Source organism: Lentzea flaviverrucosa (assembly GCF_003350445.1).
GTDB classification, from domain to species: Bacteria; Actinomycetota; Actinomycetes; order Mycobacteriales; family Pseudonocardiaceae; genus Lentzea; species Lentzea californiensis.
In genome coordinates this window covers 158,125-170,450 of sequence record NZ_QQAU01000011.1, presented here as the reverse complement: position 1 = coordinate 170,450, position 12,326 = coordinate 158,125, and the positions used below count along the sequence as shown (strand labels likewise).

Sequence of the window (12,326 nt, the reverse complement as noted above, 5' to 3'; positions counted from 1 at the left end):
AGCCAACAACGGGCCAACACGGGCAGGCGACGCTTTCCACGTCGAAACCGAGTCGAAAGTGGAGCCACGAATGACGACAGAGACGTGGGCGGTACCGCACGGCACCGGCGGAGGCGTCGGGCACACCCGTGACATCACCCGTGTGGTGCTGGCCGTCGCGCACGGCGTCGGCTCGGGCAAGCGCCTGTCCGACGCCATTGCCGCGATCGAGACCATTCCGGGAGTCCAGGTCGTGTTCACGACCCCTCCCGGCCCTAGCAACGGCGTGGAGGAGTTTCTCGAGCGCACAGGGGCGCTGACGACGCCCTGGCAGCAAGCGGTCAAGGACAGGTTCGACCTCGTCGTCTCCACCTCGGCGACGAGCGTGGACCAGCTCAGCGGACCGTTGTTGCTGCTCGCGTCGCTCGGCGTGGACGGGCGGCCGGTCGACCACCACGGCCGCGATGCGATCACCGCCGTGCGCCGGCTGCTGGACCGCCCTGCCGGAGCACGGCGATCTCCATTCGTGATCGGTGTGCCGCGACATAGCGATCTCGACCTGTTGCGCCGGACGTCTCCGGACGTGGGGCGGCACGCGACGACCGTGGGCGATCCGACCTTCGACCTCCTCATGAGGCTGACGGGCATGCGGGCCGCGCTCCGCGCACAGCTCGAACTGACTGCGGACGACCGCGTGGGTCTCCTGCTCTCGTCCAGGGGGCCGCGATCACTGCTCGGCTGGTCGCCGCGAGCAGTGGAGTCGATCAGCCGAGTCGGGCTCCGGCGAGGCGACCGTGTGTTCTGCTCGTTGCACCCGGACGTGTGGACCGGCCACGGCGTCCGGCAAGTCCGGACGTGGACGGCCAGCGCAGCGCGGGACGGTCTCGAGCTCGTCCCGCCGCAACAGGACTGGCGTCCCCTCGCTGCGGTGTCCGACTACGTGATCGGTGACCACGGCGTCGCCACCTCCTACGCCGTGGCACTCGGCAAGCCCGTGCTGCTCGCGCGCGTGCCGGTTCCCAGGGGCACCGGCACGGATCTCGCGGTCCCGCCGGTGCTCACCGCGTTCCGGCATCTGGGTCTCGTGCCCGCCACCGGAACGTCGGCCGAGGCGATCACCTCCGCGCCGCTGAGGTCCTCAGTGCTGCTCAGGAGGCTGGCTGCGCGTCTGCTCGGGCTGCCGGTCTGATCCCCGTATTCGGCGACTGCTCCAGGAAGGAGGGAACTCGTGACGCGCACTACCTCGTACGTGCTCCTGCTCGGCGACGAAGCCGGCGGAGGCGAAGATGAAGGGAGCACCGGCGACCGATAGCGACCGATGGTTTTCGTCACAATGGATCTGCAGTCGGCGCCTTTCCCGGCGCCGGCATCGGGTCCATTGTGGCCGGACGCTCGGCGGTCAGCGACACGACTGTTCCGACAGGTCGGCCGGCGCGTACGCCGTCCGCGCATATCACGCCATCTCACGACGTACGTCAACGGGCGTTCCGGAACCTTCAACCCTGCACGCGCCGAACTCCCGGCGCCACCACGAACCGTCGGTGAAGGATGCCGTCGAGACTTCGACGACCCAACTACTCGGAGCATGGCACCAGTAAAGGTGTCCAAGAGCTCCCACCGCTAACACAAAGGCTTGACGTTGGCCCTGGGTGATACCGCACTCAGGTGAACTATAAGGCTCAAATTGAGGAGTAAAGGGGTCGATGAGCGGCGTGCTCGACCCGGCAAAACTCGGCAAGATCACAAAAAGAGGGCTTCCGCAGTGTCTGACCTGCAAAAGCCCTCTTGGCCGTCGGGACGACAGGATTTGAACCTGCGACCCCTTGACCCCCAGGGGACAACGGGTGTCCGCAGCCATCCTGACAGTCCATTTCGGCTGGTCGAGTCTGATGAAAGTCCAGGGCAGGGCCTCCAGTCCCGCCTCGTCCCACCGGTCTGTGAGACGCGTGTGAGACGGGGCCTGACCACCAGAGGCCTTGTCCATGAGCAACACCATCCCTTCAACCGTTGTCCTGACACCGCTTCACCACGAGCCGCGACGCATCCGGCCGCCGTTCAACGTGGAGAGCCAGCAGCCTGACGATCACCGCCCTGGCGAGACCAACGATGATTGGCGTGCCCGCAACCGCGCTGACCAAGTCGCCGCGCTTCTTGAAGCACTGGACGGCATCGAGCTAGGCGCACACGACCACCGGATCGTCGAGTGGCTGGCGGGCTGGGACACGTCCGTGATCGGCACGGTCGCCAGCCTCTTCTACCGTGCCCGCGCCGTGGACGGTGACAGGTGAGCATCGAGGCGATCAACTGGGCGCTCAACCACGCTCCCATCCCCGCCGACCGCAAGGACGGGTCGACGCTGGCGATCACTCTGATCGCGCTCGCTAACCACGCCGGCCCTGATGGCCGTGACGCGTTCCCTTCGGTCGAGCGGATGATGCGCTACACCCGCCTATCCCGACGGACCGTCCAGCGCTCGCTGCGGTCGCTGGAAGAGCTGGGCCTGGTCCGCAAAGGCAACACCCGCGTGCGGGACGCCCACATCGAGGAAGCCAACTCGCGGCCACAGGTCTACAACCTCGTCCTGTCCGCCCGGCAGTCCACAGGTTCCGAGGACGGGCGCCAGGATGACGCCCCATCGACCAGCGAGGGGCGTCAGCAGAGGCCCTTGGGGGCGTCAGCATCAACCGGTCGGGGCGTCAACACGACGCCCGAAACATCCTTTAACCGTCCAAGAAACCGTCCGTTGTCGAGCGCGCCCGCTGGGCCCTCGACGGCACAGCCGGAATGCGGACAATGCGACGCCCGTCCCGGCGACCCAATCTCCGCCCGCGTGATCTGGACCGACATAGACCACACGAACTCGACTCCTTGCCCTCGCTGCGCTCCACGGCGGTTCGGAGGCACCCGATGAGCACCGCCATTCCGATGCCCGACCCAAGCGATGACGAGATGGAGCGCGCAGTGGCGCAGGTGGAGAAGTACGTAGCTGGTCAAGCCTCGATCGCCGAGGTCGCAGTCACCAAGCGAGTCCGAGAGCTGCGTGCCGAAGTCGACGAAGCCCACGCCTTGCTGACGCTCCAGGCTGACAACGCACCGCTAATGGTCGACACCGATCGCGTTCGGCGTACTCGGAAGCGCGCCGCAGAGGCGGCCCGGCTGCATGCTCTCGCCCAAAACCCGGCCGCACGAGCCTGGCAGGCAGCACGAGTTCGCCTCTCGTTGACCGCTGTCGCGCTGACCGCTCTCGTTGGTGCGCTCGGTTGGTCCACGACCGGGGTACACCACACGCTCACCCGCACCATGATCGAGCGGGACGCTGCTTGGTGGGGAGCATGGGCGGTCGAGCCGATGATCTCGGCCGTTCTGCTGGTCGTGGTGGCGGCCAAGGCGTACCTCGCAGCACATGGCCATACGTTGAAGCACCGACACTTGACCGCGGTGGAGATCGGCGCCCTGGCGGTGACACTGACGCTCAACATCTGGCCATACGCCCCGTGGCAGGGCGACCGCTTCGAGCCAATGCAGCTCCTGGCTCATGCCATCGGCCCGTTGGTCGCTATCGGCGCCGTCACCGTCATGCCAATCATCTGGACCGCGTTCGCCAGCCTCGATCACGGCCTCCTCACCGTAGGACCTACTCCTGCCGGGTACAGGCAAAACATTCCTGACGGGCCGTCCATGACCAAGCAGCCTACCGATGTTCGTACTGCCCTACTGGTGAAGCACGCACGACAGCTGATCGCCGATGGAAGGCTGCCCATCACGCCGTCTGCCACCCGCCTGCGAGCGGCCTTGCAATGTGGCACGGACATCGCTCGTGCGGTCCGTGATGCCCTTCGTTCAGAGGGCACAACGTGACCAAGCAATGGAGGCGAGCGTGGCACCACAGCGTCAGATTGCTCGCCGACCCCAACGCGGCGCTGCGCTCTTAGCTGAAAAACCCGACTTTCGGATCGCTCATCGTGCCAACGAGCATCGCTCTGTCGAGAAAGCGATTGAATTCCTCGCACGCCGTCTCAGGGAGTAGGGCGCAGCTGTGGCATGCCGCGAGGTTGCAGGACTCCGGTCCCTGTCCCGAATCCCCGACATCCATACACACCGGATCTGACGCGCACCAGGCTGCGTTCTCCCGGGCCGCGCGCAACACAGGTTCCAAGCGACCAGGCTCTCCCATACGAACCAACCCACCCATAGTTCCCTCAGAGTCTCCGGACGCCGTATAGACGAGCAATCCGGCCATGGCATCGGGGGCCTGTGATACGAAAAGCCGCTCACGGAGCGCGGCGGAGCTGTACCCGCACTCAAACACCAACTGATTAACCAGCAGGTGCGCGAAGGTGTGGATCATTATCATCCGAGCCGTCAGCGGCCCCGTTCGCGTGTCGCCACGCACGGCGGCCGTACTCTGCTGAACGAGCTTCGCGACCCGCCTGGCGACGCTGGGTCGTGACTCCCATTCTGCGAGCTTTTCGGCGTCAAACTCTAAATAGATCCCCTCCCCATAGACCTCGTAGGCCGGCAGCCACTGGTCGGAGTAGTCAACCGGCTTGGCGCGCAGCATCGCCTTGCCTGCCTCGCGCGTCGGTGGTCGGGGATAGACCCTGGAAAATCCCCAAAGCACACGGGTCTCGCGGAGGCGGTCGACAAGTGTGACACGGTCCAGCCACTCGTCGAGGTCGTCGTCATAGGCGTCGCGGTCAACGGTGCTGATGCGCAGCGACTCATTCGAGCTTTTTGCGCGCAGCATCTGAAACTCTGGGCGGCGAAACTCCTGCTCTCCAATGTCCGCGCCGTCCGTGTGGCCCTCGGCCGCCTTCTCCCGTTCAAGCTCACGGAGCGCTGCTCGGATGTCGTCGTCGGACATGCCCGCGCTCTGTGGACCGGCGTACTTCCTCACCATCTCTGGAGTCACTTCCTGGCCCACGTCCAGAAGCGCGCTCACGACAGAGCCGACGGTTGGCTGGTGCAGCACGTCGAGTGCATCCTGGACGCCCGTCGTGTGCTGAGGGAGATAGATCGAGCTGGCCACCTGCGCGAAGTAGACGTTGGATGCTCCCCGCAGACTCGCCCGAATCGGTGCACCGCAGGCTTGCGAGCTGTGGGCACCATGCCATGGCATGAGTCCCTGACACGGGAACTGTTCTCCAGGCTGGAGATTGCTGGTAAGGCGGGACGAGCCGTCCGGGTTGACCATCGTTACGTCTCGCAGGGTTCGTGGCTTGACTCCACAGTCGCATTCAACGCGCTGCCCCTCGAGTGTTCCGCCTCCGGTCGATATGAGCTTCAACTCGCCGCGACAGGTGGGGCCGACATCCCGGTGAACCCATTCACGCCACGGGAAGTCCGTAATGTGCCCGTTCTCACAAATAGCTACGAACGATACCTGCACCATAAGGCTCTCATACTTCTGGTTCGCATGGACCTGCGCGTCGCACGCCGGTTTCTCCTGCAGCGAAAGTGGATGTTGCGTAAGCCTTTTACAGCCAGAGAAAGGACAGAAGCTCCATGTCGGAAAACGGAGAAATGGCACCGTGAGGCCAACGTTGACCGGATGAGTCCCAGACGATTCACGCACGCGAAAGTCCGGCGGTAGACGAAACTTACTGACCTTCAACCGCTGCTGCAGACGCCACTCGCTCAGCTCGAACTCCGACAGATCCAGATCACTGTGCTCCGGCTTAGCGAACCAGTGATCCAGTCCAGCACCAATCACCGACGTGCCGTTCGCGAGGACACTCATCGATCCGACGCCAAAAGGTGCGATGAGCTGGGAGCGCCGGATGGCCCCTTCCATCGCCCGCCTCATTGGTCAACACCGCCGTCCGAGTCACTGCCAGGCCTGTAGGCGTAGCACGACGTCACTTCGATCCTGCAGTTCGCGTCAACATTTCGCATGGATGTGGGTATCTCCCACGTTCGTCCGCGCACCTTCTCCTCTACTGACGTGCCTGGATAGCGGATGAGGCCGTTGCTGGGGTCGCCATACTCAGGGTTAGCATCCCACTTGGTCCGTTCCCAGTGCTCCCACTGACCAATTCGCCTCTGAAGGATCTTGTCGAGATCGCTGAGGTCGACTCCGTCGAGGCATTGAGCGCGCTGTCGCAGTAATTCGGCAGCCTCGTTGATCACGTCGATCGGCACCGGATAGGGCTTGAGGTTCTGGGGCCCTCGCTGCCGTACATACGCCACCAGCGCTGCGTGGACCGCCCTCTCCAGCACGGGAAGCGCGAACGGTGTCACGCTGGTCGGTTCAACCTGGGCATACAGCCGCTCGTGGTAGGTGCGGAAGCGCTCATAATGCGAGCGGTCACGTGGCTTGGCGGCACCATAGAGCGTCACCACAAGCCCCGGACGTTCCTCCCACCGCCTACCGACCCGACCGGTTACCTGAATGTACTGAGAAGTGGTCTTCGGCTGGCCGACCACCGTCATCAGCGATAGGCGATCAATGTCGATACCAACCTCGATGATGTTGGAGGCGAGGCACACGTCGACACACCCCTGTTCTCCGAGGCGGATCTCCAGGTCCGCAATGGCCCGCGGTACCTCATCGTTCCTCAGCCGGCTCGTCAGTTCGAGCGGACGACGAGGCCACCGCTGCCGCGTTCGGTCGAGACCGTCGCGATTGTTGACGCCACCTAGATACGTCGGAATATCGGCCTGGAACAATGTCAGTGTGTTGCCCAGCTCTCGCAAACTGTTGAAAAACGTCAGGCACGTCCACCATGGATCGCGCTCGTCATGGGTCAGTTCCATGGGCGCCTGAAGAAGCGCCGATGCAGTCCGCACCTGCGCGGTCTGCATGGATCCCAGCCCTGGACCATGAACACCGACGTACTTGCGACCGCGTCGCAAGCTTCCGTCCTCATTTCGTGCCCACGTCGCGAAGAAGGAGTTATCTGCCGTCAAGCCGTGTGGCGGAAAAAGTCGGGTCTCTTTGCGTCCATAGAGGTTCCGGACCTGTTCTCTATATCGGCGGATGGTCGCGGTCGAAGCCACGATCTTCGGCTTTCCCGAGGAAAGCCCGCTCTCCGTACAGAGGTTTTCGATCACAGCCTCGTATAGCCCGGACATCGACCCAAGCGGACCCGAGATAAGGTGCAGCTCATCCTGGATGATCAGCCCTGGAGGCGATGCAGCGCGCCGACCGTCGCTATCGATGCCGAACAGCGCTCGCGCTTCAGGCTTCCAGGCAAGCAGTGCAAACTTGTCAATCGTCCCGATGACGAGAGTTGGTCGTGCTGCGTATAGGTCATCGTCCACGACGTGAACCGGCAGTGGCTTCCGGGAGAAGCGACAGGTGACATCCGAGCACTGGAAGCGCACGCTTCGACCGATCTTGCGGTAGCCTGATACGGCGTACTTCTTTCGGCGGCCGGCCTGCTGATCTCGGATCGCGCCGAATGCCGCATTGCACCAGGGGCAGCGCAGTAGGAGGAAAGGGTTCTCACCGCCTCCTGACAGCCTCTCGAGCTTTGCGGTGGCCTCCTTGCGGTTGTTCGGAGTACTGGCACTTCCTACCCAGATCCCGATGGAAAACTCACTGTCGCCGAGCTCTGGTGTGCGCTCTCTGAGCTCCTCTATAGCACACATAAGTGCTGACGCCCTGAGGAACTGCTGGGTGGTGAGAAGCCTCAGGGTGTAGCGCATGAGGACTTCTGTACCGACATCGCCGTTGTCGCGCAGGCGCCGCAGAAACATGCTAAACGCCGCGACGGCCAGGTAGGCCTCGGTCTTTCCACCGCCAGTAGGGAAGAAGATCAGCTCGACGGTGTCCCTGTGCTCGCTGCCGCGGTCGGACACCGACTCCAAGACTGCGAGAAAAAAGGCAATCTGGAACGGCCTCCAGAAACCGCGGTCACTGTCTGGCTCCGACGTCGGCGGGCTGCCCGCGAAGACGAAGTTCCCGTCCGGGTCGAGCTCCGCCTTCCGGATCGAGCTACTCGATCGCGCCTGCTGGGTGAGCATCGCTCGATTGGCGAGCTGGAAAGCCTTCCTCACTTGAGGAGCCGCTTGCACCATCTGCCAGCCCACCCGCATCCGTTGCAGGGCTACTTCGCACTCGATCAGGTGGCTGCGTGCAGTCTCCCTCATCTGCTGAGGCAATGTCGCGATCTCCGCACGCCGGCTGGCTATCCACGACTCGTACGCGTCTAGAAGGCCACCGATTTGCCGACGAGCATCCTGCATACGACAGTCGTCCGCGAGCACGCGCATGTCAACAGTCAGATCATCGCCAGCCGGACTTTTGATCACCGATGTGATACTGGGTGCTTCGAATGTCGGCAGGACCGCTGCCTCAACCCAGGCGACACCGTTGCCGTCGATGTCGCCGCCCCAGTCCGCAGCACAGCCGTGTCCGACCGCGTACATCTCGTGGTGACGGTAAAGCATTGCAATGCTTGCCTTTTCTGGGTCATCGGAGAAGTCGTCCCCGGCTGACCTGTAGGGCAAGATCACCGCCCCGTCCTGGGCAACGACCTTGAACTTACTCTGGAACAGGCTGGCAAGATCTTTCCGTCCTGGGGTTCGGTTCTCGACGTAGAACGTGACGAGGCGGTCGCCGGTGTCATCATCCATCGGCCTGCTGTACGCGGCGACGCCAATGTTGAGGCCTTCGTCGCCCGACCGCTCACCTGCCGAGGTGTCTTCATGGACCGTCCGCCGACCAGAGTGCGCAGTGAGATCAGCAGCTGTGAAAACCGCACGAGCTGTGACCCGCTCGCGCCGGTACCAAGATCGCTCAGCCGTGCCGATGCTGACCGGCAGCTCTCTGTAGCGCCCGAACGCGCCCACGACTTCCACACGGCTGCCCGCAGGAAGCCTGACCCTGCAGGTAACTCCCATTGAACTAGGCCTGTAGGTGTTGGCGCTACCCAGGTCGAAGTCGTCGTCGTCGGCCGACTTGGTGTTCGCGCTCTGCAATGAATCCGCAATGCTGGCGCTCAGCTTTGCGAAGTCTGTTTCGGGCATGCGCTTGTCATCCGGAATCTCGTCCTCGCCAACCTGGTCCTCGTCCTCACGTGTGCCGTTCCCTGCGGACGGCTGCGCGTTGAATAGGACTCCAACTCCGTAGCGTGTGGCAGGCCCCGCCTCGGTGAGGATTTCCTCGCCGGTTGACTGGTCGTGCCACGGACCACGCGCCTGCTCCCAGCTGGCGAACCGGAGCGCGGCCGATGTGTCGAGTGGCTTCCCGGCCGGTTTCGGGCCGACGAGCTCGGCAACCAGCGCTGCCTCGACTCGATCTCGGGATTGAACGAAGTCAGGCATCGGTGGCTCCTCTCGTGATGAGATCTACGATCGTCGGCCCTACGCTGCGACTCACAAGGAGGCAGAGAGGACCCGTGCTCCGAGTCATGGCGATGTAAAGGAGGTCTTGCGACGAGCGCCCTTCCAGACTCTCGATGTCCGTGATGATCACAGCAGGGGCGTCAAGTCCTTTAAAGGCTTGCACTGTGCAGTACCGCACGCGTTGGGGCGTCGCATCCCCGAAAGGAGCCAGCCGCCGGGCAAGGGCAACATCCTGACTGCTTGCTGCAGCACCATTTGCCTTGGCCGACAGGATGACGATGTCATCAGCTTCATAGCCATCCTGGTAGAGTCTCTTCAACTGAGTCAGCAAGAGCCGTTCCTGGTCGCTCGCGCTCGCGTAGAGCAAGAACGCAACGTTGACCCCGTCATCGGGCCGGCGGAACCCCTGATACCCCGGCTCCAGGCCAGCGAGGATTGCCGCCATGCGGCCGACCCGCGGCGTATTTCGACAGTTGCGTCCGAGAAGTGCTTCGACCATACCTGCGGCACGCGAGCGCAAACCAACCCGTCCGGCGGTGTTTCCGAAGATCGCTTGGCGCTCGAAGTCACCGAACATGCGCCACGTCCCGGACGACAGACCACCTTTCAACGTGAGATCAAGAACGTCGAGGTAGCCCGGATCCATAAGGTCCTGCGCCTCATCGACGAGGAGTACATCGGTCGGCGGAGCGGTACTGTCAAGCATTGCCTCGAGCGCCAGCTCTGGAAGTTCTTGACTCCACCACGTCGCAGGTGCGTCGTCGGCAGGGCGTGCGCCCGCTTCCCGGCGCATGAGAGCATGCAACGTTTCGACTCGAACGCCTTCCGGGACGACCCCCTTCAGCCATTCGGACAAAAGCCTGTTGTAGCAGATGAGCAGGACCGATCTGCCTCGGACGACGTTTCTCCGCGCCTCCTCAAGTGCAAGGAATGTCTTGCCAGTACCAGCTGCGCCCGTGAACAACACTCGGGGTTCGCGTTCCATGGTGTCCAACGCGTCGTACTGGTCCTCAGTAAAGCGGAGTACGTGCTGTGCGCGTCTGCTCCGCAGTGATTCGACGGAAGCTGCGAGTTCGAACTCAGGCCTTAGGGTGTGAACTACTCTGTCGCACGTTCGCTGGTCCGGGCCTTCTAGTCGGATGCCCCTTGCTTTTTGCACGAGGTGCAAACGCCCTTTTGTCAGGACCTCGACGACCGTGGCGGCGATAGGGCGTGCCACGTGATCCTGGTCGAGCAGTTGCCAGTCGTGCCATTCCACGCTGGGCGGCAGTTGTGCACGACAGTTGGTGAACCAGACCGCGCATAGCACCGGCACGTTTGCAAGGCTGGGGTCGGACTTACGGAGAAAGTCCATGATGCTTCGCATCTGGTCATCTGCCTGTTTGAACGGGCTGCGTGGAGTCGGCCGTTGGCGGCCGAGGAGCCAGTTGCCGTCGACGTCCCGTGCGATCCGCTTGTGGGCCTTAACCTCTATGCATAAGACACCGAGCTGTGGCACGACGACGACGAAGTCGACTTCGCCGCAAACCTGACTCGGATGATCAGCAAGTTCAAGCGAGTGGAGTACGGTCCAGTCGTCGGTGTCTGGCGCGCTCTGGAATCGCTCGAAGAGTCGAAGTTCACCTGGACTGGACATCTCCTGGTCAAAGATCGAGGGGATCATGCGAGCCATTCGGCACCTCTGAGCTTCAGGGCAGTACGTAGGACGGCCGCCGGCACTGTAGTCACGTCGGGCGAGACTGCCACGACTTTGAACAGCGTGATCTGAAGTGAGCTGACACCGCTGCCCACTGAGAGAGTCACCGAGTTCTCGGTCTCCAGTCTGCGTACGACGGTGTCGTCAACGCTGGCTCCTAGTTCCTTGACTAGCTGCTGGCCAGCCTTGTGGTGAGCGGAGTAAAGCTTCCTGGCCGCGCTAATGCACGACTGGATGCTGTCGATGCCGAGATACGCCAGCAGTGTTCCGAAAACCGGCTGGCGCGGACTAATGCAGTTCCTGCCAGCCCAGTACGAGGCGTAGGCGTGGGTGAGTCGAGGCATGTCGAGCGCGCGTTGGAGGGTGGGCAGTGCGCCTTCTGCGAGGCGCCGGCGCAGGGCGCTCTTCCAGAGCTCCTGCAGCCTGCGCACACCCTCTTCCTCGTTACCGAGAATGGCGCGGATCCTGGGCAACAAGGTGTCGCGCTCACTAAACCCCTTGCGTAGCATCACAATGCTTCCTGCGCCGAGGTCAGAGGCCGGAAGCTGCCGGACCCAGTGACCAGCTGCCCCGCCTGGGTCGATGCCGCGGATGGTGCCGGCGTCAGCGTCCAAGTAAAAGCCGTATCCACCAGCCAGCACGACCAGTCTCGCTGGGACGTCGTCGGAAGGATCGTTGTCCCTGGGCTTGCCTCCAACTGGCTCCACCACCGACCAATCAACCGTTTCCTCCGGCGGTCTGATGCTGTCCGATGCAATATCGGTGGCGCTCTGCGCGGGTAACGTAAATTGCATTCCGGTGGCTTCAGCCGATGAGAACAGCCCATAGGCTCTGGCCCTATCCCGCAGCCAGGCGTGGTGAACCAGCCTGAGCTCAACGCACCGCGGAGCTGTAAAGAGCTCGTCGGCGTACCACGACGAGATGCCGACGACTACCGCTCGACTCCACACTGGCCCGTTCAAGAACTGGCGAGGCCCTAGGAACACAACCCCTGGAAGTCGCGGCCCTAGTACCCGCTGGGCTTCCTGCCGGGCAGATAGCCCGGACGAGACGACACAGACACCTCCACTTGCGCCCTGTGCAGCGGAGATGACCAACTCGCCGAGCCTGTCCTGCGTATGGTCCAGTCCTTTGACTACCTCGACCACGCGCCGCAACAGTTCCAACAGAGCCGGGTCCACCCGCTCTTCAAGGCATCGAGCCTGGTTACGCAGAACGCCCAACGCCAGGTTCAGGCCTTGCGATCCGCCTGGTGGGCCAAGTGGCCGGGTAAGCAGAAGCCACCGCAGCGCGACGGCGGCATTCCTCGCCTCTGCCCACACAGGTGGCCGACCACGATCATCCACGCGGGTAACAAACG

8 protein-coding genes are annotated in these 12,326 nt (G+C 63.2%); 4 read left to right on the top strand and 4 right to left on the bottom strand.

Annotation, left to right across the window (positions count from 1 at the left end):
- The first annotated feature begins 70 nt into the window (after positions 1-70).
- From DFR72_RS30430 to DFR72_RS30415, 4 genes are all read left to right on the top strand, one after another.
- On the top strand, positions 71-1,168 hold the full coding sequence (locus DFR72_RS30430) for a hypothetical protein (protein ID WP_090069446.1): 1,098 nt from the start codon (positions 71-73) through the stop codon (positions 1,166-1,168).
- A 793-nt stretch (positions 1,169-1,961) separates the two neighbouring features.
- Positions 1,962-2,267 (top strand): hypothetical protein, encoded by a 306-nt coding sequence (locus DFR72_RS30425; protein WP_090069444.1) that lies wholly within the window; start codon positions 1,962-1,964, stop codon positions 2,265-2,267.
- Complete coding sequence (locus DFR72_RS30420; protein WP_090069442.1) at positions 2,264-2,890, top strand: helix-turn-helix domain-containing protein; 627 nt, start codon at positions 2,264-2,266, stop codon at positions 2,888-2,890. The genes DFR72_RS30425 and DFR72_RS30420 overlap by 4 nt, the downstream gene beginning before the upstream one ends.
- Positions 2,887-3,837 (top strand): hypothetical protein, encoded by a 951-nt coding sequence (locus DFR72_RS30415; RefSeq protein WP_090069440.1) that lies wholly within the window; start codon positions 2,887-2,889, stop codon positions 3,835-3,837. The genes DFR72_RS30420 and DFR72_RS30415 overlap by 4 nt, the downstream gene beginning before the upstream one ends.
- Positions 3,838-3,907: 70 nt before the next feature.
- Here DFR72_RS30415 and drmB read toward each other — a convergent pair whose 3' ends face one another.
- From drmB to DFR72_RS45085, 4 genes are read right to left on the bottom strand one after another with little or no spacing between them, the layout of a single operon-like run.
- Positions 3,908-5,773, bottom strand: a complete 1,866-nt coding sequence (gene drmB / locus DFR72_RS30410) for a DUF1998 domain-containing protein (RefSeq protein WP_211335584.1) — start codon at positions 5,771-5,773, stop codon at positions 3,908-3,910.
- Between the two features lie 8 nt (positions 5,774-5,781).
- Positions 5,782-9,249: a helicase-related protein gene (locus DFR72_RS30405; protein WP_090069438.1), complete on the bottom strand. Its 3,468-nt coding sequence runs from the start codon at positions 9,247-9,249 to the stop codon at positions 5,782-5,784.
- Entirely contained in the window at positions 9,242-10,933 is a 1,692-nt protein-coding gene (locus tag DFR72_RS30400) for a nuclease-related domain-containing DEAD/DEAH box helicase (RefSeq protein ID WP_170176456.1), read from the bottom strand. Before DFR72_RS30400 ends, DFR72_RS30405 begins: the two co-directional genes overlap by 8 nt.
- Positions 10,930-12,114, bottom strand: coding sequence for a hypothetical protein (locus DFR72_RS45085; protein ID WP_143086860.1), 1,185 nt, complete (start codon positions 12,112-12,114; stop codon positions 10,930-10,932). The genes DFR72_RS30400 and DFR72_RS45085 overlap by 4 nt, the downstream gene beginning before the upstream one ends.
- Positions 12,115-12,326 lie beyond the last annotated feature (212 nt).

Coding starts and splice junctions, on each gene's coding strand:
- DFR72_RS30430 (WP_090069446.1), top strand. CDS start 71: ATGACGACAGAGACGTGGGCGGTACCGCACGGCACCGGCGGAGGCGTC.
- DFR72_RS30425 (WP_090069444.1), top strand. CDS start 1,962: ATGAGCAACACCATCCCTTCAACCGTTGTCCTGACACCGCTTCACCAC.
- DFR72_RS30415 (WP_090069440.1), top strand. CDS start 2,887: ATGAGCACCGCCATTCCGATGCCCGACCCAAGCGATGACGAGATGGAG.
- drmB (WP_211335584.1), bottom strand. CDS start 5,773: ATGGAAGGGGCCATCCGGCGCTCCCAGCTCATCGCACCTTTTGGCGTC.
- DFR72_RS30405 (WP_090069438.1), bottom strand. CDS start 9,249: ATGCCTGACTTCGTTCAATCCCGAGATCGAGTCGAGGCAGCGCTGGTT.
- DFR72_RS30400 (WP_170176456.1), bottom strand. CDS start 10,933: ATGATCCCCTCGATCTTTGACCAGGAGATGTCCAGTCCAGGTGAACTT.